At 70.9% G+C, this 23,786-nt stretch carries 18 protein-coding genes; 12 read left to right on the top strand and 6 right to left on the bottom strand.

The window, feature by feature from the left end:
- Positions 1–12: 12 nt before the first annotated feature.
- From AB0O48_RS13725 to AB0O48_RS13690, 8 genes are all read left to right on the top strand, one after another.
- Complete coding sequence (locus AB0O48_RS13725; RefSeq protein WP_365065512.1) at positions 13–1,566, top strand: cobalamin-dependent protein; 1,554 nt, start codon at positions 13–15, stop codon at positions 1,564–1,566.
- Positions 1,567–1,582: 16 nt separating this feature from the next.
- Positions 1,583–3,157, top strand: a complete 1,575-nt coding sequence (locus AB0O48_RS13720; RefSeq protein ID WP_357243128.1) for a cobalamin-dependent protein — start codon at positions 1,583–1,585, stop codon at positions 3,155–3,157.
- A gap of 11 nt (positions 3,158–3,168) precedes the next feature.
- Positions 3,169–4,431, top strand: a complete 1,263-nt coding sequence (locus tag AB0O48_RS13715) for an MFS transporter (RefSeq protein WP_365065508.1) — start codon at positions 3,169–3,171, stop codon at positions 4,429–4,431.
- A 58-nt stretch (positions 4,432–4,489) separates the two neighbouring features.
- A complete protein-coding gene (locus tag AB0O48_RS13710) occupies positions 4,490–6,691 on the top strand; it encodes an ATP-grasp domain-containing protein (RefSeq protein WP_365065505.1) in 2,202 nt (733 codons plus the stop codon).
- Positions 6,692–6,751: 60 nt separating this feature from the next.
- Positions 6,752–8,068 (top strand): diaminopimelate decarboxylase, encoded by a 1,317-nt coding sequence (gene lysA, locus AB0O48_RS13705; protein WP_365065502.1) that lies wholly within the window; start codon positions 6,752–6,754, stop codon positions 8,066–8,068.
- Positions 8,068–9,309 (top strand): GNAT family N-acetyltransferase, encoded by a 1,242-nt coding sequence (locus AB0O48_RS13700; protein ID WP_365065499.1) that lies wholly within the window; start codon positions 8,068–8,070, stop codon positions 9,307–9,309. The genes lysA and AB0O48_RS13700 overlap by 1 nt, the downstream gene beginning before the upstream one ends.
- The gene (locus AB0O48_RS13695) at positions 9,266–10,249 is read left to right on the top strand and encodes an aldo/keto reductase (RefSeq protein WP_357243113.1); all 984 of its coding nucleotides are present in this window, start codon (positions 9,266–9,268) and stop codon (positions 10,247–10,249) included. The genes AB0O48_RS13700 and AB0O48_RS13695 overlap by 44 nt, the downstream gene beginning before the upstream one ends.
- A 108-nt stretch (positions 10,250–10,357) precedes the next feature.
- Positions 10,358–10,933 (top strand): snapalysin family zinc-dependent metalloprotease, encoded by a 576-nt coding sequence (locus tag AB0O48_RS13690; protein WP_357243110.1) that lies wholly within the window; start codon positions 10,358–10,360, stop codon positions 10,931–10,933.
- Positions 10,934–10,994: 61 nt separating this feature from the next.
- Here AB0O48_RS13690 and AB0O48_RS13685 read toward each other — a convergent pair whose 3' ends face one another.
- From AB0O48_RS13685 to AB0O48_RS13665, 5 genes are all read right to left on the bottom strand, one after another.
- On the bottom strand, positions 10,995–11,915 hold the full coding sequence (locus AB0O48_RS13685) for a hydroxymethylglutaryl-CoA lyase (protein WP_365065495.1): 921 nt from the start codon (positions 11,913–11,915) through the stop codon (positions 10,995–10,997).
- An 85-nt stretch (positions 11,916–12,000) separates the two neighbouring features.
- Positions 12,001–13,338: a biotin carboxylase N-terminal domain-containing protein gene (locus AB0O48_RS13680; protein WP_357243104.1), complete on the bottom strand. Its 1,338-nt coding sequence runs from the start codon at positions 13,336–13,338 to the stop codon at positions 12,001–12,003.
- A gap of 71 nt (positions 13,339–13,409) precedes the next feature.
- Positions 13,410–14,009, bottom strand: a complete 600-nt coding sequence (locus tag AB0O48_RS13675) for a TetR/AcrR family transcriptional regulator (RefSeq protein ID WP_357243101.1) — start codon at positions 14,007–14,009, stop codon at positions 13,410–13,412.
- Positions 14,010–14,112: 103 nt separating this feature from the next.
- Complete coding sequence (locus AB0O48_RS13670) at positions 14,113–16,953, bottom strand: hypothetical protein (protein WP_365065490.1); 2,841 nt, start codon at positions 16,951–16,953, stop codon at positions 14,113–14,115.
- A gap of 2 nt (positions 16,954–16,955) precedes the next feature.
- Complete coding sequence (locus tag AB0O48_RS13665; protein WP_357243095.1) at positions 16,956–18,743, bottom strand: HSP90 family protein; 1,788 nt, start codon at positions 18,741–18,743, stop codon at positions 16,956–16,958.
- Between the two features lie 118 nt (positions 18,744–18,861).
- Between AB0O48_RS13665 and AB0O48_RS13660 the strand changes: the two genes are divergently transcribed.
- Positions 18,862–20,088, top strand: a complete 1,227-nt coding sequence (locus AB0O48_RS13660) for an MFS transporter (protein ID WP_357243092.1) — start codon at positions 18,862–18,864, stop codon at positions 20,086–20,088.
- Here AB0O48_RS13660 and AB0O48_RS13655 read toward each other — a convergent pair.
- Complete coding sequence (locus AB0O48_RS13655) at positions 20,085–21,242, bottom strand: FAD-dependent oxidoreductase (RefSeq protein WP_357243089.1); 1,158 nt, start codon at positions 21,240–21,242, stop codon at positions 20,085–20,087. The two genes, AB0O48_RS13660 and AB0O48_RS13655, sit on opposite strands and share 4 nt — an antisense overlap.
- 106 nt (positions 21,243–21,348) lie before the next feature.
- Between AB0O48_RS13655 and AB0O48_RS13650 the strand changes: the two genes are divergently transcribed.
- The 3 genes from AB0O48_RS13650 to AB0O48_RS13640 all read left to right on the top strand — a co-directional run bounded on the left by AB0O48_RS13650 (position 21,349) and on the right by AB0O48_RS13640 (position 23,727).
- Positions 21,349–21,930, top strand: a complete 582-nt coding sequence (locus AB0O48_RS13650; protein WP_357243086.1) for a TetR family transcriptional regulator — start codon at positions 21,349–21,351, stop codon at positions 21,928–21,930.
- A 67-nt stretch (positions 21,931–21,997) separates the two neighbouring features.
- The gene (locus AB0O48_RS13645) at positions 21,998–22,546 is read left to right on the top strand and encodes a SigE family RNA polymerase sigma factor (protein ID WP_365065484.1); all 549 of its coding nucleotides are present in this window, start codon (positions 21,998–22,000) and stop codon (positions 22,544–22,546) included.
- Positions 22,543–23,727 (top strand): hypothetical protein, encoded by a 1,185-nt coding sequence (locus AB0O48_RS13640; RefSeq protein WP_365065481.1) that lies wholly within the window; start codon positions 22,543–22,545, stop codon positions 23,725–23,727. Before AB0O48_RS13645 ends, AB0O48_RS13640 begins: the two co-directional genes overlap by 4 nt.
- Positions 23,728–23,786: the final 59 nt, after the last annotated feature.

Genomic DNA, 23,786 nt, shown 5'->3' with positions numbered 1-23,786 from the left:
CCAGGAGACGCCATGAAGGTGAACCTCTACTACGCCCCGTTCCCCTCACAGATCTTCCAGGGGGAGAGCGAGCCGATCAACACCGAGCGGCCACTCAACCCGAAGAGCGCGCTGACCACCATCGCCGCCGGGCTGCGGGCGTACGCACCGCACTTTGGCTACTCCTGCGACATCGAGATCATCGATCTCCAACTCGGTGGGCAGCGGGTCAAGTACAAGTCGCTGCCGTACGGCCCTCGGATCATGGACTGTTACCGGTACGGCACCCCGTTCGAGGAGGCCGACGAGAAGATCCGCTCGGCCGAGGTGCACGGGATCACCTGCAACTTCACCAACAGCGCGCACATCGTCAGCGACCTCGCGCAGCACATCAAGCGGGTCAACCCGAAGGCCATCGTCGTCGTGGGCGGTGTCGACTGCACCGCCCGTCCGCAGTACTACCTGTCCCGGGGCGCGGACGTGGTGGTGCGTGGTGAGGGCGAGCTGACCTTCGCCCGGATCATCGACGCGCTCAACCGCAAGCAGGACCTGGGCACCGTGCCGAACATCTCGCTGCAGGGCCGGCTGATCCCCACGAAGGTCGACACCGGCGAGACCATACCGATGGATTCGATCGAGCCGATGGCCCTCGACCTGATCCCCGATCTGTCGGTCTACACGGACACGGCGGAGGGTCCGCCGCCGGAGGGCGTGCAGGGCAGCTTCATCTGCTGGGAGACGTCCCGCGGCTGCGCGTGGCGGTGCTCGTTCTGCACGGCCCCGTCCCGCGGCGGATACCGCTACATGAGCCTGCCGACGATGGAGAAGCACCTCAAGACGTTCCAGGAGTACGGCATCAAGACGATCGTGTGGCAGGAGGACAACCCGCTGTCCCGGATCCAACAGAACGGCACCGGTCGCTACCTGTACGACTCCGGGCGCGAAGACGTGCTCGCGATGTTCCACATGTTCCGGGACTACGGCTTCGCCTGGGAGTTCGCCAACGGCATCGAGTTCGGCAAGTTCATGCAGAACGGCAGATTCGACCACGAACTCGCCGACGCGCTGCTCGGCAGCAAGATGGTCGACGGCCAGTGGGTCGGTTGCTACCGGGTGCAGATCCCGCTGGACAACATGAACGTCAAGAAGCGCCGGTTCCCCAAGCTGCTCGGCTTCGACGAGCAGGTGGACGTCCTGGCCACGATGCTCACCGACCACGGCGTCGGCCACCAGACGTACGACCTGTTCATCGGCTATCCCGAGCACGACCGCGAGGGCATCGACATGTTCACCGACTACTGCCTCCGGTTGAAGGACGAGCTCACGGCCGTCGGGCAGGGGAAGTACAAGCCGTACTTCAACGTGTTCAACCTGTCGTTGCTGCCGGGAGCCCGGGACTGGACCACCCTGCACTCCCTGCTCCAGTTCGACATCGACGAGAACCCGGAGGTCATCGGGATCTTCCTGTCGGCGATCAACACCGACCACTTCACGTACTGGGACATCTACCAGAAGCGTCTCGAGATGACGACCATGCTCAACGATCGCGAGATGCACCGTCTCTACGACGGCATCTACGCGGGCTGACCAGGAGGTTAGGGCCATGCGTGTCACCCTGTTGTACGCCCCGTACCCCGGGCAGTCGTTCCGCGACGAGGACACCACCATCAGCCCGGTGCGGGTCCGCAACCCCAAGAGCGCGCTCGTCACGTTGGCGGCCGGTGCTCGCGCCTACCTGCGCGAGTGGGGGGTCGACGCGGAGTTCAAGATCGTCGACACCCAGGTGGACGACGGCGAGCCGCTGCACTACGCCTCGTTCCAGTACGGGCCGCGCACCATCGACTGCCATCGCTACGGCGGCCCGTTCGAGGCGTACGCGGACGAGGCGCGTGCCGCCGACATCATCGGGATCTCCAACAACTTCACCAACTCGGCCCGGGTGGTGACCGAGTTCGCCACCTTCCTCAAGCAGGTGAACCCGAACGCGCTGATCGTCGGCGGGGGGATGGACGTCACCGCCCGACCGGACTGGTATCTGGCCAACGGCTTCGACGTGGTGATCCAGCTCGAGGGTGAGCTCACCTTCGCCAAGCTGATCCAGGCCCGGGCGACCGGCCAGCCCATCGAGGGGATGGTGATGACGCGGCGGGTCGGCGACGGGCTCGTCATCATGGGTGGCGCCCAGCTCAACCTGGCCGAGCTGCCGCCGATGGCACTCGACCTGATCGACGACCTGTCGGTGTACGACGACACCGGCGAGGGCCAGCCGCCGATGACCGTACGGGCGCCGTTCACCTGTTTCGAGACCTCGCGCGGCTGCTACCGGACCTGCTCGTTCTGCGCGACCCCCATGCGTGGGCACTACCGCTACATGAAGCCGGACGTGGTGCGGCGGCACTTCGAGTACCTGAAGTCGATGGGGATCTCGAACATCCTGTTCCAGGAGGACAACACGCTGTCCCGGATCCAGCGCTCGGGGCGGGGGACGCTGCTGCACGACAGCGGGCGGGAGGACACTCTGGAGATCTTCCGGATCGCCCGCGAGATGGAGTTCTCCTGGGAGTTCGCCAACGGACTGGAGTTCGGCAAGTTCCTCGACCTGGGTGAGGTCGACCGGGAGCTGATGGAGACCCTGTTCTGGAACGACACCAGCGGGGACCGCTGGGTCGGCTGCTACCGGGTGCAGATCCCGCTCGAGTACCTCGGTGACGAGCCCACCAAGAAGTTCAACAAGCTGCGCCCCTTCCAGGAGCAGCTGCAGATCGTCACGTCGATGCTGGACCTCGGCGTCCGGTACCTGACCTTCAACATGCTGATCGGGCACGACGACGACGACCAGGCGATGATCGACATGTACCTCGACCGGTGCCTGCAGCTGAAGGCCCGACTCAACGAGGCGAGCACCGAGGCCACCAACTACTTCAATGTCTTCAACCGGACTCTGCTACCGGGCACCGCGGACTTCCGGAAGAAGGCGGACCGACTATCGTTCGACATCGAGGAGACGCCGGAAGTGATCAGCGTCTACCTCTCGCCGATGCCGTCGAACCACCTCTCCTACTACGAGCTGTTCGAGCAACGCCTGCGACTCACCGAGGCGCTGAACGGCTCGCTGATCGACCAGTACGACGGCATCTACCGGCCGCGCACGCAGAAGGAGTCCGTCCCCGTTGTCTGAACTGGTGACTGATGTCGCTGGGTGAGGCCGTCGGGCGTTACGCCGCACTGTGGCGTACGCCCGGCGTTCCCCGGGTGATGTTGCCCGCGATGCTCGCCCGGCTACCGGTGGCCATCGAACCGCTCGCGATATTCCTGCACATCAGCGCCAAAACCGGTTCCTACACGTCCGGCGCGACGGCCCTCGGCGTCTTCTCGGCGGCGTTGGCCGTCGCCTGGCCGCTGCACGGCCGGCTGATCGACCGACGCGGGCTGCGGGTCGTGCTGCTGACACTGGCGGCGCTGCACGCGGTGGCGCTGGCCCTCTTCGTCGTCGCGAGCAGCGGCCCGACCTGGTTGCTGGTGGCCTCCGTCGCGCCCGTCGCGCTCACCATGGCACCGGTGGGCTCGACCGTCCGCGCGGCCTGGGCGCTGATCCTGCCGCCCGGACCGACACTGAACACCGCCAACGCCCTGGAGGCGGTGCTGATCGAGGTCTTCTTCGTGATCGGCCCCGCCCTGACCGGCCTGTTGACCGGCGTGTTCAGCGCCCTCACCACGACGCTGCTGGCCGGCGGAATGCTCGTCGTCGGCTCCCTCCTCTACGGCACCGCACCGGCCGTCTCGACGATGCGCAGGGAGGCCGAAACCAGCGAGCCCGGCGCACCCGACGCTGGGCGCAGCACCGCCCGGGGCGGGCGGAGGCCGTGGCGCATTCCCGGCGTGGTGGCGATCCTGGTGGCCGCCGGCGGGGCGGCCGCGGCGTTCGCCGTACTCGAGGTCACCGTGCCGGCGACCGTGTCGGCGCACGGCGACGCCGCGGCGACCGGCGTGGCGCTGCTGTCCCTGCCCCCGGCGGCCAGCGTCCTCGGCGGGTTGGTCTACGGCGCGCGGCACCACACCCGGCTGCCGGTCAACCGCTACCTCGTGCTGCTGGCGGTGGCGTTCGCGTGCATGGTGCCGCTGGTCTTCGCCACGTCGGTCCCGGTGCTCGCGGTGTGCCTGTTCCTCGCGGGTCTTCCCCTGGCGGCGCTCAGCTCGGAGGAGTTCGGCCTGCTCGGCAGCCTGGTGCCCAAGACAGTGATCAACGAGTCGTTCGCTCTGGCGGCCACGATGATGGCGGTGGGCAGCGCGGCCGGGACGCTTGCGGCGGGCGCGGTCCTGGGCTGGCTCGGCCCCACCGAGGCGCGGCTGCTGTCCCCGATGGCCGCCCTGATCGCGTTGGCGGCCGTCTTGTCGATGCGGGCTACGCTGAGCAGCGTCGATTCAATGGTCACTGCCGACAGCGGAGCGTGACGGGACAGCGAGGTCGAAGAACGCCCGGGGGGTGGGGATCGCAAAGGCGGGGGGACACGTGTCCGGAAACGGCGCGGAAGATTACTACGGCCTGCGCAGATGCATCGTGACGGCGCAGGAGGCACTGGACCGACGGTGGGCGGACGACGCGGACGTGGTCGTCGTGCCCGACCCACCCCGGGAGCACTGGGCGAGCCTTCAGGCCGCCGGCTTCCGGATCAAGCCAGGGTGGGTGACCTGGGGGCGACCCACCCCGGCCCGCGCGGAGGACTTCCTCGCCGGGCTCTCCAAGGCGGAGCGCCGCAACTTCCGGGACGTGCGCCGGTACGTCGACACGCAGGGGCTCACCATCGAGGTGCACGCCCGGCTCACCCCGGAATTGTTCGCCGAGTTCCTCGCCGTCTACGACGCGCAGATCGCCGCCATGCCGCACGGTCTGCCGGCGGCGCACGGGGTCGACCCCACCGAGGCCGGGCTCGCCGACTTCTTCCTCGTCGCGGCGCGCGCCGGTAACGAGTTGATCGCCGGTGTCGTCTGCCGCGTCGCCGCGTCCGACCTGGCCATGCGGATCGCCTTCTCCGCCGCGCGGCCGCAGGTCCGCCAGGCGATGATCAGTCGGGCGCTCTACCTGGCCGCGTTCGAGGAGGCCCGCCGGCGTGACTTCGCCTGGATCTCGCTCGGCACCGACCCCACCCTGTACGGCCACATCGCCCAGGCCGGACTGTTCACCTTCAAGAGCCGACTCGGGTTCGTGCCGGTGCCGCTGCACCACCTCGACCCCAACGACGACGGCTGCGACGAGGCCGAGTTGGTGCTCAACACCGAACGGCTCAGCGAGCCGGCGTTGAGCCTCTGTTACGCCCGGCCACCGGATCGGCCGGGCACCTGGGCGGATCCGCTGCCGATGCGGCTCGACGTACTCAGCCCGGCGCACGGCCTCGACCTGCGCCCGTACCGGGCCTCCTTCGTCACGGAGACCGTCGTGACTCCGCCGGGCGCCAGGGCGGCCGCGGGCGAGGTGGTCGTGATCGTCGACCCGTTCTCGACCGGCGCGCTGCTGGCACCCGCCTTCAACCGGCAGGGTCGGCGCTGCGTCGCGGTCCTCACCGGCACCATCAACGAGCGGTACGCCGCCGGTCTGCGCCGCGACGACTTCCGGACCGTGTTGACCGTGCGAGGCGAATCCCCGCAGGCCCTCGGCGCGGCCGCCGAGATGCTCGCACCGATGCGTCCGGTCGAGGTGATCGCGGGCAGCGAGTGGGGCGTCAACGTGGCCGACGACCTCGCGGAGCTGCTGGGGCTGCCCGGCAACGTCCGCTCGGCCGACCGTCCCCGGCGGGAGAAGCCCGCGATGATGAACGCGGTCGCCGGCGCGGGGTTGCGGGTGCCGCTCGGCGCGAAGGTGGGCAGCGTCGAGGAGCTGGACGACTGGCTCGCGACCAGCCGGGTGTTGCCGGTGGTGGTCAAGCCGGCCGCCAGCGCCGGCTCCGAAGGGGTGTACTTCTGCACGGACGAGGCCCAGGCGCGGGCGGCGACCGCGAAGCTGCTCGGCGCGACGAACGCCATGGGCCAGCCGAACGACTCGTTGCTGGTGCAGGAGCAGCTCGTCGGCCAGCAGTACTTCGTCAACAGCGTGAGCCTCGACGGCCGCCACCACATACACGAGATCTGGCGCGACGACCGCTTCTTCATCGACGGCCGCCCGGTGTACGACAGGCAGGTCCTGCTGGACGGGACCGGTGCGATCGAAGGTGTGCTCCGCCCGTTCGTCGAGGGGGTGCTGGACGCGCTCGGTGTGCGTACCGGCCCGGCGCACACGGAACTGCTGGTCGACGACCGGGGGCCGGTCCTGATCGAGTCCGGGGCGCGGCTGGAGGGTGGCGTCACCCCGGCCGGGCCGGAGCGGGCGACCGGGGTGAGTCAGTTGTCGCTGACCGTCGAGCGGTACACCGACCCGGACCGCTTCGCCCGGCGGATCGGCGCCGGCTACCAGCGGCAGCGCGCCCTGATGGTCGTCTGTCTGGTGGCGCCCCACGACGGCACGGTCGCCGAGGGCGCGGCGCAGCGGCTGGCCGAGATTCCCTCGGTCTTCTGCGGGTCGGCGTTGGATCTGCTGCCCGGCACCCCGGTGCACCGGACCATCGACCTGTTCACCTCGCCCGGCCACCTCTACCTGATCGCGGAGGATCCGAGCCAGCTGGAGGACGACTACCAGCGGATTCGTGCCCTCGAACAGAAGGACCTGTACGAGTACAGATAAGGGGTAGATCTTCGTTGGGTGGGCGATATCCTGAGCGCTGATCTCCCGAATGAGGATTTTATGGATGAGTTCACCTATCGCGACGGTTCCCTCTGGTGTGAAGGGGTGTCGCTGACCTCGGTGGCCGAGCAGTACGGCACACCCACATACGTCTACTCCGCGAGCACCCTGATTGATCACTACCGCCGATTCGCCAAGGCCTTCGACGCGGTCAGCCCATTGGTCTGCTTCTCCGCGAAAGCGCTGGGCAACGTCCACCTGCTCAGGCTGCTGGGCCGGGAGGGCGCCGGCATCGACGCGGTCAGCGGGGGCGAGCTGCACCGGGCGGTGGTGGCAGGGATCGATCCCGAGCGGACGGTGCTGGCCGGGGTGGGCAAGTCCGAGGCCGAGCTTCGGGAGGCGGTCCGCCGCAACATCCGCTGCATCAACGTCGAGTCCGAGGCGGAGGTCGAGCTGCTGTCACGGATCGCCCGGGAGGAGGGCGTACGTCCTCGGCTGGCGATCCGGGTCAACCCCGACGTCGCGCCTGACCAGCGCACCCCGGCCCGGACGACCACCGGCACCCGGGGCGGCAAGTTCGGTGTCGACATCGAGCGGGCCGGCGCGCTGTTCGCTCGTGCCGCCGCCGACGACGCGCTGCGGATCGAGGGCTTCCACATCCACCTGGGCAGCCCGATCTTCGACCCGCAGGTCTACGCCATCGCCCTGGATCGGCTGCTCGCCCTGGTCGCCCGACTGGAGGCGGCCGGGCACCGGATCACGACGCTCAACCTGGGTGGCGGTTTTCCGGCCGAATACATCGATCGCACCGCACCGAGCTGGGACGATTTCGCCGAAGTGATCGTGCACCGGCTCACCGCGTTCACCCGGCAGGGCGGTCAGGTCATATTCGAGCCGGGCCGCACCATCGCCGCCAATGCCGGAATTCTGCTCAGCACGGTCCGCTATCTCAAGCAGGCCGGTGACCAGCAACTCGCCGTGATCGACGCCGGCATGACGCACATCGCCCGCGCGGCGATGTACGACAGCTACCACTTCATGTGGCCGGTGCAGCCATCCGCGGAGGCGATCCCCAGTTCCCGCGACGTGTCCGGCATCGAGGGTCTGACGACGTACGACGTGGTGGGCCCGATCTGCGAGTCGAGCGACTACCTGGCCCGGGGCCGGTCGTTGCCGGCGTTGAAGGCCGGCGACCACTTCGCGATCTTCACGGCTGGCGCCTACGGCATGTCGATGACCAGCAACTACAACAGCCAGTTGCGCCCCGCCGAGGTGCTGGTGCACGGCGACCAGGTCTCGTTGATCCGTCGGCGGGAGACATACGACGACCTGGTGGCGCTGGAGCTGCTCGACGACGGTAGCGACCGGGACGGCTGATGAGCGACGACGTGTCGGTCACGGCCCTGCGGTCCGTCCGCGAGATCGGCGAGCTGGTGTGGAACGGCCTCGCCGAGGGTGAGGGGTTCTACCTCGGTTACCCGTGGATGGCCTGGGCCGAGACCGACCCGTCGTTCGTCACCACCTATCTGGTGGCCCGGGACGCCACGGGTGCCACCGTGGCGGCGGTGGCGACCTATCTCTGGGCCGGCGCGAGCGTGCCGTCGATGAACCTGGCGTACAGCCCGGGTCACATCGCCGAGGAGAATCTGGAGCGGCCGCTGTCGCCGGAGGAACACGCGGCGTTCCTGCCCGCGTTGCTCGTGGGTTCGCGGGCCGGCTATCACGGCGCTGTCGCGATCTCCAAGGAGTTGCCCGGCGACCGGCGGGACGCCGTGCTGACCGCCCTCTTCACCGAGGTGGAGGCGCTCGCCGGGCGGCTCGGGGCGGCCAGTGTCGCGCTGCTCTACACCCCTGCCGAGCACGTGGCCGCGTACCAGGCGGCCTGGCATCGGGCGGTCGGCCCGGCCGGCCGCGGTCCGGTGGCGGCGATGCTGTCGGCCGAGGCGGTGTTGCCCGCCCCGGGCGGCGAGGTCTCCGACCGGGCCGCCGAGGCGGCGGACCGGCGGGAGTGGCGACGCGAACGCCGACGGTACGACGACGCCGTGGACCGGATGGAGACGGTCCGCCTCTCCGAGTGCGTGGACGTGATAGCGCCGCTGCTCGGCGCGACCCAGCGCAAGTACGGCGGCCCGGACACCGACGCCGACATGCACCGCTACTTCGCGTCCCAGGTGCCGGCGCTGGACGCGTACAGCCTGGTACTCCTGGAATTCGCGGGCGACGACGTGGTCGGGTTCAGCCTCAACTACCTGTGGCCCGACGGGGTGTACGTCCGCGCGGCCGGCTTCGACCCGCTGGCGGCGGCGTACTCGTACTTCAACCTGACCATGTACCGCCCACGGGGCCTGGCCGCGGAGCGCGGCCTGCCCCTGGTGCACCTCGGTGCCGGCACCTACGGCGCCAAGCGCGCCCGGGGTGCCGAGCCGAGGTGGACGGCAAGCCTGGTCCGGCCTCCGGTGGACATCCCCGACGAGCTGACGCGCGCCTTCGCGATCGACGGCTCGGACTACCGGCAGGCGGTGCGGACCTGGGGCGGTCCCGTCCCCACCATCCCCTCACAGCAGGAAGGTGACCATGCACTATCGCAGGTTCGGTCGGCTGGGCTGGCAGGTCAGTGAGATCTCGTACGGCATGTGGGGGGTCGGCGGCGGCCTCCACGGCTGGACCGGTGTCGAGGACGACGAGAAGTTCGCCGCCCTCCAGCGGGCCGTCGACCTGGGCTGCAACTTCTTCGACACGGCCTGGGTGTACGGGCGCGGGCACAGCGAGCAGGTGCTCGGCGACCTGGTGCGGGCCAACCCCGGCACCCGGCTGTACGTGACCACGAAGGTGCCGCCGAAGGACATGAAGTGGCCGTCGACCCGGGACTCCACCCTCGATGACGTCTTCCCCCCGGAGCACATCGAGGAGTACGTGCACAAGAGCCTGGACAATCTCGGGCTGGAGTCGATCGACCTGCTGCAACTGCACGTCTGGGAGGATTCCTGGACGGACGACCCGCGCTGGCGGGACACGCTCACCGGGCTGCGGGACGCGGGCCTGATCGGTGGGATCGGCATCTCGGTCAACCGTTGGGAGGCGTGGAACGGCGTACGGGCGATCGAGACCGGGCTGATCGATGCCGTCCAGGTCATCTACAACATCTTCGACCAGGATCCCGAGGACGAGTTGTTTCCGGCGGCCACGGCACAGGACGTCGCGGTCATCGCCCGGGTTCCGTTCGACGAGGGCACCCTGACCGGCACGTTGACCCTGGAGTCGACGTGGCCGGAGGGGGACTGGCGCAACTCGTACTTCGTGCCGGAGAACCTGGCCGAGAGCGTCGCCCGAGCGCAGGCGCTGAGCGAGGACCTGCCGCCCGGGATGCCGATGCCGGAGGCGGCGCTGCGCTTCATCCTGGCGGACCCCCGGGTCTGTACCACCATCCCCGGGATGCGACGGATCGCGCACGTCGAGAGCAACATCGCAGTGAGCGACGGGAAGCCGCTGGAGCCGGAGGTGCTGGCGACGCTGCGTCGGCACCGCTGGTCCCGGCAGCCGACCTGGTGGTCGCAGTAGCGGCACTGATCCGGATGGGCGGTGACCAGGCATCAACGAAACAGGCATTGATATTTACAGATATCTATGGCTAGGCTCCTGGCACCCCCTTCCAGATCGGAGTCAGCGATGACCTCACGACTCAGTCGAATCGCGGTAGCGATGCTCGCGACCGCAGGTGCCACCCTCGCCGTCACGGTCGCCAACCCGGCACCCGCGTCGGCCGCGATGACCATCTGCTACAACACCAGCCAGGCAGGCAGCTACGCCGGCACCGCCAGCCAGGCCGCGTCGATCTGGAACAACGCCACAGTCAACCTGACGCTCTCCGCGAACTGCGGCTCCAACCTGCGGATCTACCAAATCACCGGCGGCGGCTCCTACGCCGTGCGGACCAGCCTCGGCAACGGCCGGGTCTACATCGACACCCAGCAGGCCGCGCAGTACAGCCCACTGCGGATCATGACCCACGAGATCGGGCACATCCTCGGCCTGCCGGACAACTACAACGGCAACTGCGCCCTCCTGATGTCCGGCGGCAGCGCCGGCACCGGCTGCACCAACCCGTACCCGAGCAGCGCCGAGGCGAACCGGGTCAGCAACCTGTTCGCCGGCACCCGCATCGCCACCGAGCGCAGCACGGACAGCGCCGGGGCGGACATCTTCCGGGACAGCTGGCCGAGCGTGCTCACCCCGGTGAGCTGATCGACCAGGCACGTCAGAGGGGCCGGCCTCCGGGCCGGCCCCTCTCCGCGTCTCCGGGCGGTCAGCTCGGCAGCGGCGTCAGCCGGGTACGCGGACCGGCCCGCAGCACACCGGACGGCAGCTTCTTGCCGAGCAACTCCTCAGCCAACTCCGCCACCTCGATCAGGGCGGCCAGGTCGATGCCGGTGTCGATGCCCATGTCGTGCAGCATGTGCACGGCCTCCTCGGTGGCCAGGTTGCCGCTCGCCCCCGGCGCGTACGGGCAACCACCGAGGCCACCGACGCTGGCGTCGAACTCGGTCACCCCCAATTCCAGGGCGGTCAACAGGTTGGCCAGGGCGGTACCCCGGGTGTTGTGGAAGTGCAGCAGCACCGGGACGTGCGCGTTGCGGTCGCGTACCGCGGTGAGCAGCTCGCGAACCCGACGCGGAGTGCCCATTCCGGTGGTGTCCCCGAACGCCACCCGGTCCGCGCCGTCGCGGACCACCCGGTCGACGATGCCGGCCACCCGCCGCGGATCGATGTCCCCCTCGTACGGGCAGCCGAAGCTGGTCGCCACGATCACCTCGACCCGCGCGGACGCCCCGTGCAGCAGGTCGATCAACTCGGCGATGTCGTCAAGCGACTCGTCGGTGGATCGGTTGACGTTGCGCCGGTTGTGGGTGTCACTGGCCGAGACCACCACCTCGATCTCGGTGAAGCCGGCCGCGAGGGCCCGCTGGGCGCCCCGGGTGTTCGGCACCAGCGCCGAGTAACGCACCCCGTCGGCCTTCACCGCCCGCTGCCACACCTCGTCGGCGTCGGCCATCTGCGGAATCGCCAACGGGTGCACGAACGACACCGCCTCGATCCGGCGGACGCCGGTGGCGGAGAGCGCGTCGAGTAGCCGCACCTTGGCATGGGTCGGGATCGGGTCCTCGTTCTGCAACCCGTCCCGTGGCCCGACCTCACGAATCGAGACCGAATCCGGTAGATCAACCATGAAAGGCCCACCCCTTTGTGCAGCCACCAACCTCAACGTCTCCCAGCATGCCACCCGACCAACGGTCACATTGATCAAGAAGGGGTCAGCGCATGCGGGAGACGATGCCGGTGTCGTAGACGCCGGAGCGGAACTCCGCATTCTCCAGCAGCTCACTGAAGAAGGGGACGTTGTTCTTCGGCCCCTCGATCTGGAAGGCCGCGACCGCCGTCTTCGCCCGTTCGAGCACCTCGTCCCGGGTCGCACCGGTGACGATCAGCTTGGCCAGCAGGCTGTCGTAGAACGGGGTGACGGTGTTGCCCTCGGTGTAGCCGGAGTCCACCCGGACCCCCTCGCCCGTCGGCTCCACCCACGTCCTGATCACGCCAGGGCCGGGCAGGAAGCGCTTCGGGTCCTCCGCGTTGATCCGCATCTCGATGGCATGGCCACGCGCGGTCAACGCGTCCGGGTCGAACGTCGGCGCCAGCCCGGACGCCACCCGCAACTGCTCCTCGACCAGGTCGATGCCGTAGACGTACTCGGTCACCGGGTGCTCCACCTGCAACCGCGTGTTCATCTCCAGGAAGAAGAACTCGCCGGTGGCTGGATCGAGCAGACACTCCACGGTGCCGGCGTTGCGGTAGCCGACCGCCTCACCCGCGCGCACCGCCGCCGCCAGGAAACGCTCCCGCAGCTCCGGTGAGACCGCCGGCGACGGGGACTCCTCGACCAGCTTCTGGTTGCGCCGCTGCACCGAGCACTCGCGCTCGCCGAGCGCCACCACCCGGCCGTCGGCCAGGCCGAGGATCTGGACCTCGACGTGCCGTACCCGGGGGAAGTACCGCTCGATCAGCACCGAACCGTCGCCGAACATCCGCTCGGCGAACGCGCGTACCTTGTCGTACTCGGTGCGCAGCGCGGCCTCGTCGACGGCCACGCCCATGCCCATGCCGCCACCGCCGGCCGCGGCCTTGACCATCACCGGGTAACCGATCTCGGCCGCCGCCGTCACGGCCGCGTCGAGGTCGGCCGCCGGGTCGGTGGTGCCGGGCGCGACCGGGACGCCGGCCGCCGCCATCAGGTTCCGAGCATTGATCTTGTCGCCCATCGCGGTGATCGCGTCCGCGCCGGGTCCGACCCAGATCAGGCCGCTCGCCTCGACGGTACGGGCGAACTCGGCGTTCTCCGACAGGAAGCCGTACCCGGGGTGGATGGCCTGGGCACCCGTCGACTTCGCGGCGGCCAGGATCGCCTCGGTGTTGCGGTAGCTCTGCGCCGGGTTCGGCGGGCCGATGAGGACCGCCTCGTCGGCCTCGACGACGAACGGCAGGTCGGCGTCCGCCTCCGAGTAGACCGCTATCGCGCGGATGCCGAGGCGCTTGGCGGTACGGATGATCCGGCGGGCGATCTCGCCCCGATTGGCGACCAACAGTGACTCGATCATGTTTCCTCCCGGCGTCCGGATGGTGGGACGATGTCAGGGAATCATGACCGGCCTGCTTCTGACGAGTCGGCTCAGGCGAGCAGCGCGGCGAGGGCCGCCCCGCGCAGCAGCTCGGCGCGACGCCGCCGGTCCACCTCGCCACCGAGGAACGGGGTCGAGTTCATCAGACCGAACGCGGCGTGCGCGAGCACCCGCGCCTCCCCATCCGGCATGCCCGGGTGCAGCGCGGTGAGCACTGTCACCCACTCCTCGACGTAGAGCCGTTGCAGGCGACGGATGCGTCGCCGCGGCTCCTCCGGCAGGCGGTCCAACTCGTGCAGGTGCAACGCGATCACCGCAGGGTTGGCCAGCGCGAACTCGACGTGGAAGTCGATCAGCGACTCCAGCACCTCGCGCGGAGCGTCCGGGTGCCCGGCCGCGCGTTCCCGCCCGCCGGCCAGCAGCCCCTCACTCACCGGGATGAGCGCGGCGGCCAGCATCGCCTCCTTGCCGGCGAAGTGGTGGTAGAGCGCCGGACCGGTGACCCCAGCGGCCGCGCCGATGTCATCCATCGACACACCGTGGTAGCCACGGGCGGCGAACAGACCAACCGCGATCTCCAGAATCTCGTCCTTGCGGGACCTGCGCCGGCCCGCACCCGCCGCGCCCCGTGCCTGCTGCTCCACCGTCACCGGGCAAGCCTAGACCGCAAACCGGCAGTGGTGGTTGCCGGTGAGTTTCGCTCGCACCGGGTCGGGCCGCCCCTGACCTGGCCGGGGGGCGGCCCGTTCCGGGTCAGTCGTCCTCGTCCAGGTCGTGCTCCGCACGCAGTGCGGCGGCCTCCGCGGGCCGATCGAGCAGATCCAGCGCACGAGCCAGCAGCCAGGCCGTCTGGCGGACCGGCTGCGCGTCGACCGGCAACCCACCGAGCACCCGGCGCAGGAGCATCTCCGCCTCGGCCGGGCGGTCCAGGCGTAGCAGCAGCTCACCGGCGAGGCGCTCGGCCATGGCGGCCTCACTGAACGCCCCGATCGACCGCAACCGGTCGGGCACCCCGTCGAGCCGGCCCAACGCCTCGTCCAGTCGACCCTCCCCGATGAGCACCCGTGCTCCGACCTCGGCTGCCATCGCCAGCTCGTACGTCACCGGTGGCTCGGCCTGCCCGGCCAACGTCGCCGCCACCGCGTCGACCACCTCGACGGCCCGCACCGCCGCGTCCCGGTCGTTGGCCCAGAACCAGGCGTACGCCTCCCGTCGCCGGGCGCGCAGTTCGTCCAGCGGCAGTTCGCCACGCCGGTACTCCTCAGCCGCGGCGGCGAACCGCTCACCCGCCACCGCGTCCCGGTCGGCGTCGAAGAGGATCCCGCCGGCCTCCTCCAGCACCTGAGCCCGGTAGGGGAGGTTGTCCGGTCCGTCCAGGTTGACGGCCAACTGCTCCAGCAGTGCCAACGCCGGGTCAACCTCGCCGAGCCCGGCATAGACGCCGGCCAACAGGTGTCGGCAGCGGTCGGCCTCGGCCTGGGCGCCCATCCGGTCCAGACCGAGCACGGCCTCCTCGGCGACCTCGGCGGCCTCGGCGAGCCGGCCCACCATCTGGTAGGCGTTCGCCAGCTCCCACCGCAGGATCGCATCCCCCCCGGCACCCTGCTCCACGCACAGCGTCACCGCCTCGACGAAGTCGTCCACCGCGTCGACGGCCCGGCCGGCCGACTGCAAGGCCCGAGCGCGGGCGACTCGGACCGGCAGCTCCGCGTCCGCCGGTGCCGCCTCCAACGCCTCGTCGCAGGCAGCCACGGCGTCCGCCGGATCGTCCGCCATCCGCGCGTGGGCCAGGCAGGCGGTCACGATCACCTCGCCGACACCCAGCTCACGGCCGAGCTGGCGAGCCTCGTCGACGGCGGCGCGAGCCTCGTGGACGCGGTCCAACTGCTCCAGCAGGTGCGCCCGGTACGTCGCGATCCGGGCCAGCAGATGCCGGTCGCCGCCCGCGTCGGCCGGTGCCCGGTCGAGCGCGGCGAGCGCGTCCGCCCAGCGTTCCCGCTGCAGCAGCGCCGACGCCAACCGGACGTGTCCGCCCGCCCGCTCCCGGGCGTCGCCGGACCGGTCCAGGGCCTCGGCCGCCTCGCGAACCAGCATCAGCCCCTCCTCGGCGCCCTCGTCGGACCGGGCCAACAGCACGCCGAGCCGCCCGGCGACCACCTGGGCGGGCACGTCCTCGCCCACCTCCCGGTACAACTTCAGCGCCGCCCGGTTCAGCTCGACGGCGCTCTCGAGGTCTTCCTCGTCGGCACGCTCGCCCGCCCGCAGCGCCAACCGGTGCGCGGACGTACGTGCGGGCAGCTCGGCGGAGCCGAACCGTTCGTCGAAGGCGACAAGCGCCGCCCGGAAGGTGGTCTGGTCGTGTCGACCCCAGCTCTGGTCCGCGAGGTCCAGCAGGTCGTCGGGGCCGGCGTCGGCGGGCAGGTCGACGGTGGGTCGTTCACCCTTGCCGGACCGCACCCGCTCCGCCCGGTCGGCGGTCCGACCGACCGGGCGTCGGACGCTCGCCGACAGCGGCAGATGCTCCCCGCTCGCCCGCACCGCCAGCCGACGGGCGACCCACTCCGACTGGTGGGCGGTGCCGTTACGGGCGTCGAAGCGGACGGCCAGACTCGTCGCGGTCTCGGCCAGCTCGTCCGCCAGCGCCGCCGCGGACACCTCGGCGGCCGGCCGGCCCTCGGCGGCCCGGCGGTACACGGTCGACTCGCCGGCCTGACGCAGTGCTGCGGCGGCGGCCGCCGCGAAGTGCATGGCGGCGGCCGGCGACGGCGGCCGGTCCAACCAGTCCAGGTGTCGCTCGACCAGCTCGACCGCCCGCGCCCCGTTGCCGGTCACCGTGCAGAACTCGACGTGGTCGCCGATCTCCCACAGGTCGGCGAGGTTGCCGCGCAACCGGCGGTACGCCTCCCGGTGCGCGTCCCGCGCCTCGTCGCCCCGCCCGGTCCGCAGGTACGGCAGGAGCAGCGCGGTGAGGATCGCCTGCGGCTGCTCGTTGCAGTTGAGCCGGCCGGCGAGCACCGGCTCGGCCAGCTCCACCGCCTCGGCGTCCCGCCCGGTGTCGGCGAGGTATTCCACCTGACTCGTCGGATCGCAGCCGGCGCAGTCGGAGAGGTCGTCGCTCGGGGTGGTCTGCCAGAGCCGGTACCAGTGCGCGGCCGCCTCCGCGTCGCCCACGTGGTCGGCGATCCGGAACCGGTACTTGTGGACGGTCCGCAGGCTGTGCCCGCCCTCCCGGTAGCGGCGTTCCATGTCGTCCAGCACGGCGTACGTGCGGTCGAGCGGCACCTCCGGGAAGTTCAGCAGGCCGTTGACCATGTACTTGAAGTGCCAGAGCAGCTTGTGCAGGTGACGCTGGTGGTAGGGCTGCGGATCCTGGTCGAACTCGGACAGGCACCAGGAGAATGTCACGAAGGACTTCGCCGGCTCGCCGCCGTAGATGTAGCCCTCGGTGGCCTGCATCCGGGTGACGAAGGCAAGGTGCCGGTCGTCGGCGGCGTCGACCCGACGCAGCAACTGCTCCAGCGCGGCGATCTGCCCCGCCCCGTACGGCATGTCGGTGATGCCGCGCAGCACCCGCCACAGATCCTCGTCGCTCATGGTCACTCCTGTCCTGGCACGGCCCGGCCGAGCAGGCCGAGGAAGGAATCGTTCAGCAGGGCGGCGTCGGCCGCGCGGATCGGATGGTGCCCGAGCAGCAGCGCCTGCCCGTAGAGCGCCTCGACGGCGAGCCCCACCAGCTCCGGGTCGGTCAGCGAGGCCACCCGTCGTACCAGCGGGTTGCGGTGGTTGAGCACCAACTGCGGGCGGTCCGGTGGCGCGGTGGCGGCGAGCGCGTCGAGCACCCCGCCCCACAGGTCGTCGGCCCGGTCCCGGCTGGCCGCGAGCTGGTCGTTGAACGCGGCCGTGCGGCTCACCAGGTAGAGCGCGGGCAGCGAGACCGGCTCGTACGCCCGGATGACCACCTCGCAGCCGGACCGTTCGACGGCCCGTTGCGCCGCGGTGAGGAACGGGCGCAGCGCCAACTCCACCTGCGGGTCGAGTGCGTCGAAGCGGGTGGTGAGGTCGCTCGGTTCCAGCCGCTCGATCAGCACCGAGCGGTCCACCACCGGCAGCCGCTCGATCAGTTCGGTGTCGTACGTGTAGCCGGCGTTGACCACCGCCAGGTCCTGCGCGGCGGCCACGGCGGCGAGCTGACGGAACTCGTCGAGGCTGGCCGCGTAGCGGACCACGCCGTAGCGCTCGCGGAACTCGGCGAGGGTGAGCGTGCCGACGTTGCTGTCCATGGGCCACCACCTGTCGACCAGCCGGAGCATCTCGTCGTCGTGCAACGCCAGGGCCTTCACGCCGAGGTGGTGCACCTGGAGAAACTGCGCGAGCCGGTGCGGGTCGTGCCGCGCCAGCCGGACCAGCCAACCGCGCACCTGGTCGCCGAGCGCCTCCCGGGTCGCCGTCAGCAGCGTGTCCTCGTAGAGGGCCTCCCGACTGGCGGTCGGACGCAGCTCGGTCGCGTCCACCACGCAGTGCGCGAAGAACGCCCACTCGGGCAGCAGCCCGTCGGCGTTCTCGGTGAGCAGCATCCGTTTGAGGTAGACGCGGTGCCCGGCCCGGGCCGCCGGGTTCACCGGGGTGGGCAGGATGACGGCGACGCCGGTCAGCCCGGCCTCCGGCACGGCCAGCGGCAGGACGTCGAACGGGTCGACGCCGAGCGTCTCCCGCGCGTACCGCACCAACGCCGCGCGGTCCAGCGGCGCACCCGGCGTGGTCGGCCACGGCGGTGCCCCGGTGGTGGTGACGACGTCGCCGACGCGGACGGTGACCGGCAGCAGCGCCCCGAAGAGTCGGGCCAGGTCGGTGACGGTCGGGGTGGTGAACCACTGGTCGGCGTCGCGGCGGGGCACCAACGTCACAGTGGTGCCCGGTTCGGCGCGGGCGGCCTCCGGCGGGGCCAGCGTCACCGCGTAGCGACCGTCGGCGTACCCGGTCCAGCGAACGGTCGGATCGTCGCCGTGCCGGGTGAGCACCTGGATCTCGTCGGCCACCAGGAAGCAGGACAGCAGGCCGATGCCGAACTGGCCGAGGAACTCGTGCCGGGAGAACCCCAGCTCGTCGCGCTTCGAGCTGCGGCCGATGGTGGCCAACAGCTCGTGCACCTGCGCCTCGGTCAGGCCGATGCCGGTGTCGTGTACCCGCAGCGTGCCGTCCCCGGTGCGGTCCGGTGTTTCGATGCGGACCAACGCCGGCGCGTCCGGCTCGACCGCACGTCGGGCGGTGATCGCGTCCACCGCGTTCTGGAGCAGCTCGCGGACGTAGACCCGCGGGCTGCCGTAGAGATGATGACTGAGCAGATCGACCACGCCACGTAGGTCGACCTGGAAAGTGTGGTCCACGACTGATTTCTCCCCGGTCCAATGCCGGCGCTCACCGTACCGATGATCACCGACAGGCGCGTCCCTCTTTCGTCCGGCGGCTTGACCCTCGACCCGGTCGAACCCGCACGGTCACCGGATGACCTCCCCTCCTCTCGGCCGAAACTTCCGGCTGCTCTGGTCCGCCGCCGTCTCGTCGAGGCTCGGGGACGCGCTGCGTACGCCGGCACTGGCCCTGCTGGCCGCGACCGTGACCCGCGACCCGCGGATCATCGCGGCGGTCACCGTGGCCGGTCAGTTGCCGCCGCTGCTGTTCGGCCTGCTCGGGGGCGTGTACGCGGACCGCTGGGACCGCCGTCGGACGATGGCTCTGGTCGACGGGGTACGCGCCACCGTGGTGGCGGCGCTGGCCGTGGCGGTCGCCCTCGACCGGGTCGGCGTCGCGGTGCTGCTGCTGGCCGCGTTCCTCCTCGCCGCGCTGGGCACGCTCTTCGACTCGGCGTCATTCGCCCTGCTTCCGGCGCTGGTGCCCCCGGACGCGCTGCCCCGGGCGAACGGTCGGCTTCAGGCGGGGTCCGCGGTGGCCGGCGGCTTCCTCGGCGCACCCGCCGCCGGTGTCCTCTTCGCCGTCGCCCCGGCCCTGCCGTTCGCCCTCGACGCCGTCACCTTCGCCGCCGCCGCCCTGCTCGTGCTGGCCCTGGCGCCGCTTCCGGTCGCGGTTCCCCGCGCGAGCACTCGACGCCTGTCGGTGGGGAGCGAGATCGCCGAGGGGGTGCGCTGGTTGCGCGGCCACCGGACACTGTGGCGGGTCACCGTGCTCGCCGCCGCCAGCAACCTGGCGATCAGCGGGATCATCGCGGTGCAGGTGCTCTATGCGCTCGACGTGCTGCGGGTGCCACCCGCCGGGTACGGGTTGTTCGCCGCGGCCGCCATCGTCGGCGGTGTGGCGGGGGCGCTCGGGGCCGGCCGGCTCGCCGCCCGGGTCGGCACCCTGCCGGCGCTGCGCGCCGTGCTCGCCGCGCAGACGGTGGCGCTGACCGGGTTCGCGCTGGCCCGCGATCCGGTGCTCGGTGGCCTCGCGTTGGCCGTCTTCGCCGCCGGGACCGTGGTGTGGAACAGCCTGTGCGCGTCGTACGGGCAGAGGTACGTGCCGGCCGGGCTGCTCGGCCGGGTCGGTGCGGCCCAGCGGATGGTCGGTCTGCTCACCGCACCGGTCGGGGCGGTGCTCGCCGGCCTGGCCGCCGCGGCGTACGGCACGGTGCCGGTGGTCGGCGCGGCGGCACTGACGTTCGCACTTGTCACAGTGGCCGCGTGGCGGACACTGCGGACCGCGCCCAGCGTGCCGAGCCCCAGCGGGGCCGCCTAGCCGGACGCCGGCTGCCGGTGGGACAACCCGGACAGGCGTAGCGCGACCTTCCGGCGGGCCGGCGGCAGCGCGCCGAGCAGCCGGATCAGCACGTCCCGGGCGGGACGGCGGGCCGGGGAGACGGTCGCCAGTCGAGTCAGCCCGGCGGCGAAACTCAGCACGTCCTCGGCCATCGGCCGCTGCCCGGCGCTGTAATCGTCGAGCAGCGATTCCGGGCCTCCGTCGAGCACGTCCGCCACGGCGGTGCCGAGGGCGACCGCGTCGCAGATGCCGAGGTTCATGCCCTGACCGCCGGCCGGGCTGTGCACGTGCCCGGCGTCCCCAGCCAGAAGCACCGATCCGGCTCGGAAGGTGTCGGCGATCAGGTGGTGCACCCGGAACCGGGAGCCCCAGAGCACCTCGGTCACCCGGTCGGGTCGTCGCGCCGGGCCGCGCTCGTCGAGCAGCGCCTGGAGGAACGCCGCATCCGGATCCGCCGGAGCCGTCGCCACTGCGGCCACCAGCCGGACCACTCCGTCCGGCAGCGGCGCCCAGATCAGCGGGCCGGACCGGGCCAGGAAGAGCGCGACCTCGTCGCCGGGCAGGACGCTGTCCACCCGCACGTCGGCGAGCACGAAGGATTCCTCGTCGCGGGGGCCGGTGAGGCCGATGCCGGCTGCCTGCCGGACGGTGCTGTGCAAGCCGTCGGCACCGACGACGTACCGGGCGCGCAGCTCGGTCCCGTCGATCCGCGCGAGCACCCCGTTGTCGGTCGGGCTCAGGCCGGTCAGCCGGGACGGCCGTCGTACCCGGACGCCGAGGGCGGCCAACTGCGCGGTGAGCACCTCCTCGGTGACCGACTGCGAGACCAGCAGCGCGTAGGGGAAGCGGGAGGGCAACTCGTGGAACGGCACCGTCAGCAACACCCGGTCCCGGTCGCGGACGGTGAAACGCGGCGACCGGATCCCCCGGGCGACAAGCGGCGCCGCGGCGCCGACCCGGTCCAGCACCTCCAGGGTGTACGCGTGCACGACCGCCGCACGGGAGGTCGTCGGCGGCACGGCCAGTTGGTCCAGCACGGTCACCTCGATCCCGCGTCGGGCCAGCGTCAGCGCGGTGGCGAGACCGGTCGGACCAGCGCCGACCACCAGCACATCCGTGCTCTCGGGCAGCATGGCCACCTCCGGAGAACCGTTGCCAACAGGCGTTGGCAAACACTTGTTGGCAACGCTATGGCGCTGCTGATTGTGTGTCAACAGTTGTTGGCATACGGTCGTCGGCATGACCGCGTCCACCCAACCGACCCACCCCCGCCGCTCCGACGCCACCCGGGCGGCGATCCTGCGGGCGGCACGGGAACGCTTCGCGGCGGACGGATACGAGCGCGCCACGATTCGGGCCATCGCCACGGACGCCCAAATCGACCCCTCGATGGTCATGCGCTACTACGGCAGCAAGGAGGGGCTCTTCGCGGCGGCCGCCGAGTTCGACCTCCGCCTGCCCGATCTGGCCGCGGTGCCGCCCGCTCACCTCGGCGAGGTGCTGATCCGGCACTTCCTCGCCCGCTGGGAGGGCGACGAGACGCTCGTGGCGCTACTCCGGGCCGCCAGCACCAACCCGGGCGCCGCCGAGCGCATGCGCGGCATCTTCGTCGATCAGCTCGCCGCCGCCGTGGCCAGCTTCGGCACCGATCCCGCGACGACCGCCCGCCGTGCCGGTCTGGTGGCCAGCCAGATCCTCGGCCTGGCCTTCACCAGGTACATCGTCCGCCTGCCACCCATGGTGGACGCGCCGGCCGAGGAGCTGGTCCCCTGGATCGCACCGACTCTGCAGCGCTACCTGACCGGGGTGCCGGAAAACTGACCCAACCTTTTACCCCTCCCCGTGCGTCTGGCAGGTGACGCCCAACGCGACGGCCGGGAGGGGGCGGATGGCACCGACGGGACACGACGGCCGTGACGGCTACCTCGCCTTCGTGGAAAACCACCAACACCGGCTGCTGCGTGCGGCCTACCTGATCTGCGGCAACCAGCATCAGGCCGAGGATCTGCTCCAGGACGCCCTGCTCAAGCTGGCGCTGCGCTGGACGTCGGTCCAGAACGGCGACCCCTCCGCCTACGTGCGCGCCATCCTCTACCGGGATGCCGTGTCGTGGTGGCGTCGACGACGGCGGGAATGGCTGAGCGCCACACCACCGGACCGGGTGACCCACGACCGGGACGGCGCGCTACGGCTGACCATGCACGACGCACTGAGCCTGCTGCCGCCCCGGCAGCGGGCCGTCCTGGTGTTGCGCTACTACGAGGATCTGACCGAGGTCGCCACCGCCGAAGCACTCGGGGTGACCGTCGGCACCGTGAAGAGCCAGTGTCATGCGGCGCTGCGCCGCCTCCGCGAGGTCGCCCCGGACCTCGCCCGGGACGCCCGGCCACGGCAGGGCACGGCCGATCTGGCCGCCGGCTTGGAGGTGAACCCGTGAACGAACAGGACCTGCGGCGGCTGCTGACCATCACTGTCGAGGACGTTCTGCCCAGCCAACCGGCAACGGCCGGTTGGGACCGGGCTCGGCGCAGGCGACGGACCCGACGGGCCGTCGGCATTGTCGCCCTGGCCGTGACACTTGTCGGCGGCGGCGTGGTGGCGGCCCTACGACCGCCCGATCCACCACCGAATCTCACGGTGGCGCCAACCCCGACCACCGTCCCCACGCACGGCGATCCCGTGCAGCACCCACCCGCCGAGCTGACCTTCGCACCCGATCCACTCGCCCGGCTCGGCGGCCCGGCGACCGTGGCGCTCTCCGAGCGACCGGTCCAGCGGGCGCTGGCACTGTTCCAGCCGACGAACGAGGAAAATCGCGCGGACGGTCCGGTGCGGGTGCTCGGCAACGACGGCGTGGTACGCAGCCTCGACGTGGTGACGCTGCAACCCACCCGGGATGCGGGCTACAACGAGGCACCCGCCGTGAAGCCGGGAGTGCTGTCGCCGGACGGCAAGTCGGCGGCGTTCGCGCAGACCAAGGAACTGGTCATCGTCGACCTCACCACCGCGCAGGTACGCCGGATCCCCCTCGACGGCTATCTGGAGCTGGTTGTCTGGGCGAACGACCGGGTGCTGGTCGGCGGCGAAGACCGGACGTACGCGGTGGACCGGGCCACCGGGGCGGCGAGCAGGATCGACGTGTCGACCTGGGTCCTGGCCGCGCCCGACCCGGAGGCGGGTCGGGAGGCGCCGCTGGTCGAGCTGATCGGCGAACGAGATGGCTTGGAACTGCGTACCCGGACCGCCCGCGAGGCGACGATCCGTTCCGAACAGCGGATCACCACCGACGGACTGCCCTCGCCGTACCAGATCAACGAGTTCTACGGCCGGGGCTGGCTGCACGGCGGGCGGCTGGCCAGCGCGGCATGGATCACCAGCGGTGAGATCGACGGCGCCGAGGGGACGGCGGTGCTGGACGCGCGGACCGGTGCCGTGTCCCACCTGCTCGACCTGGGCCGGGAGCGCAGTAAGGGCTGCTGCGAGGTGCTGGGCTGGGACAACAAGGGTGCGGTGCTGCTCCGGCTGGAACCGGCCGCGCTGGCCCGCTGGAACCCGGAGACCGGTGAGGTCACCGGCATCATCCGCGATCTGCGTGGCGTGATCGCAGTCGCTGGTTGAACGACCGTCCCCGCGCGACAGGGCATCGCGCGGGGACGGTCCACACCGATACCGGCCGG

It is taken from the genome of Micromonospora sp. NPDC085948 (assembly GCF_040686315.1).
In the GTDB taxonomy this organism is placed as follows: Bacteria; Actinomycetota; Actinomycetes; order Mycobacteriales; family Micromonosporaceae; genus Micromonospora.
The sequence above is the reverse complement of the archived record's forward strand: the minus strand, read 5'-3'. Positions and strand labels throughout refer to the sequence as shown.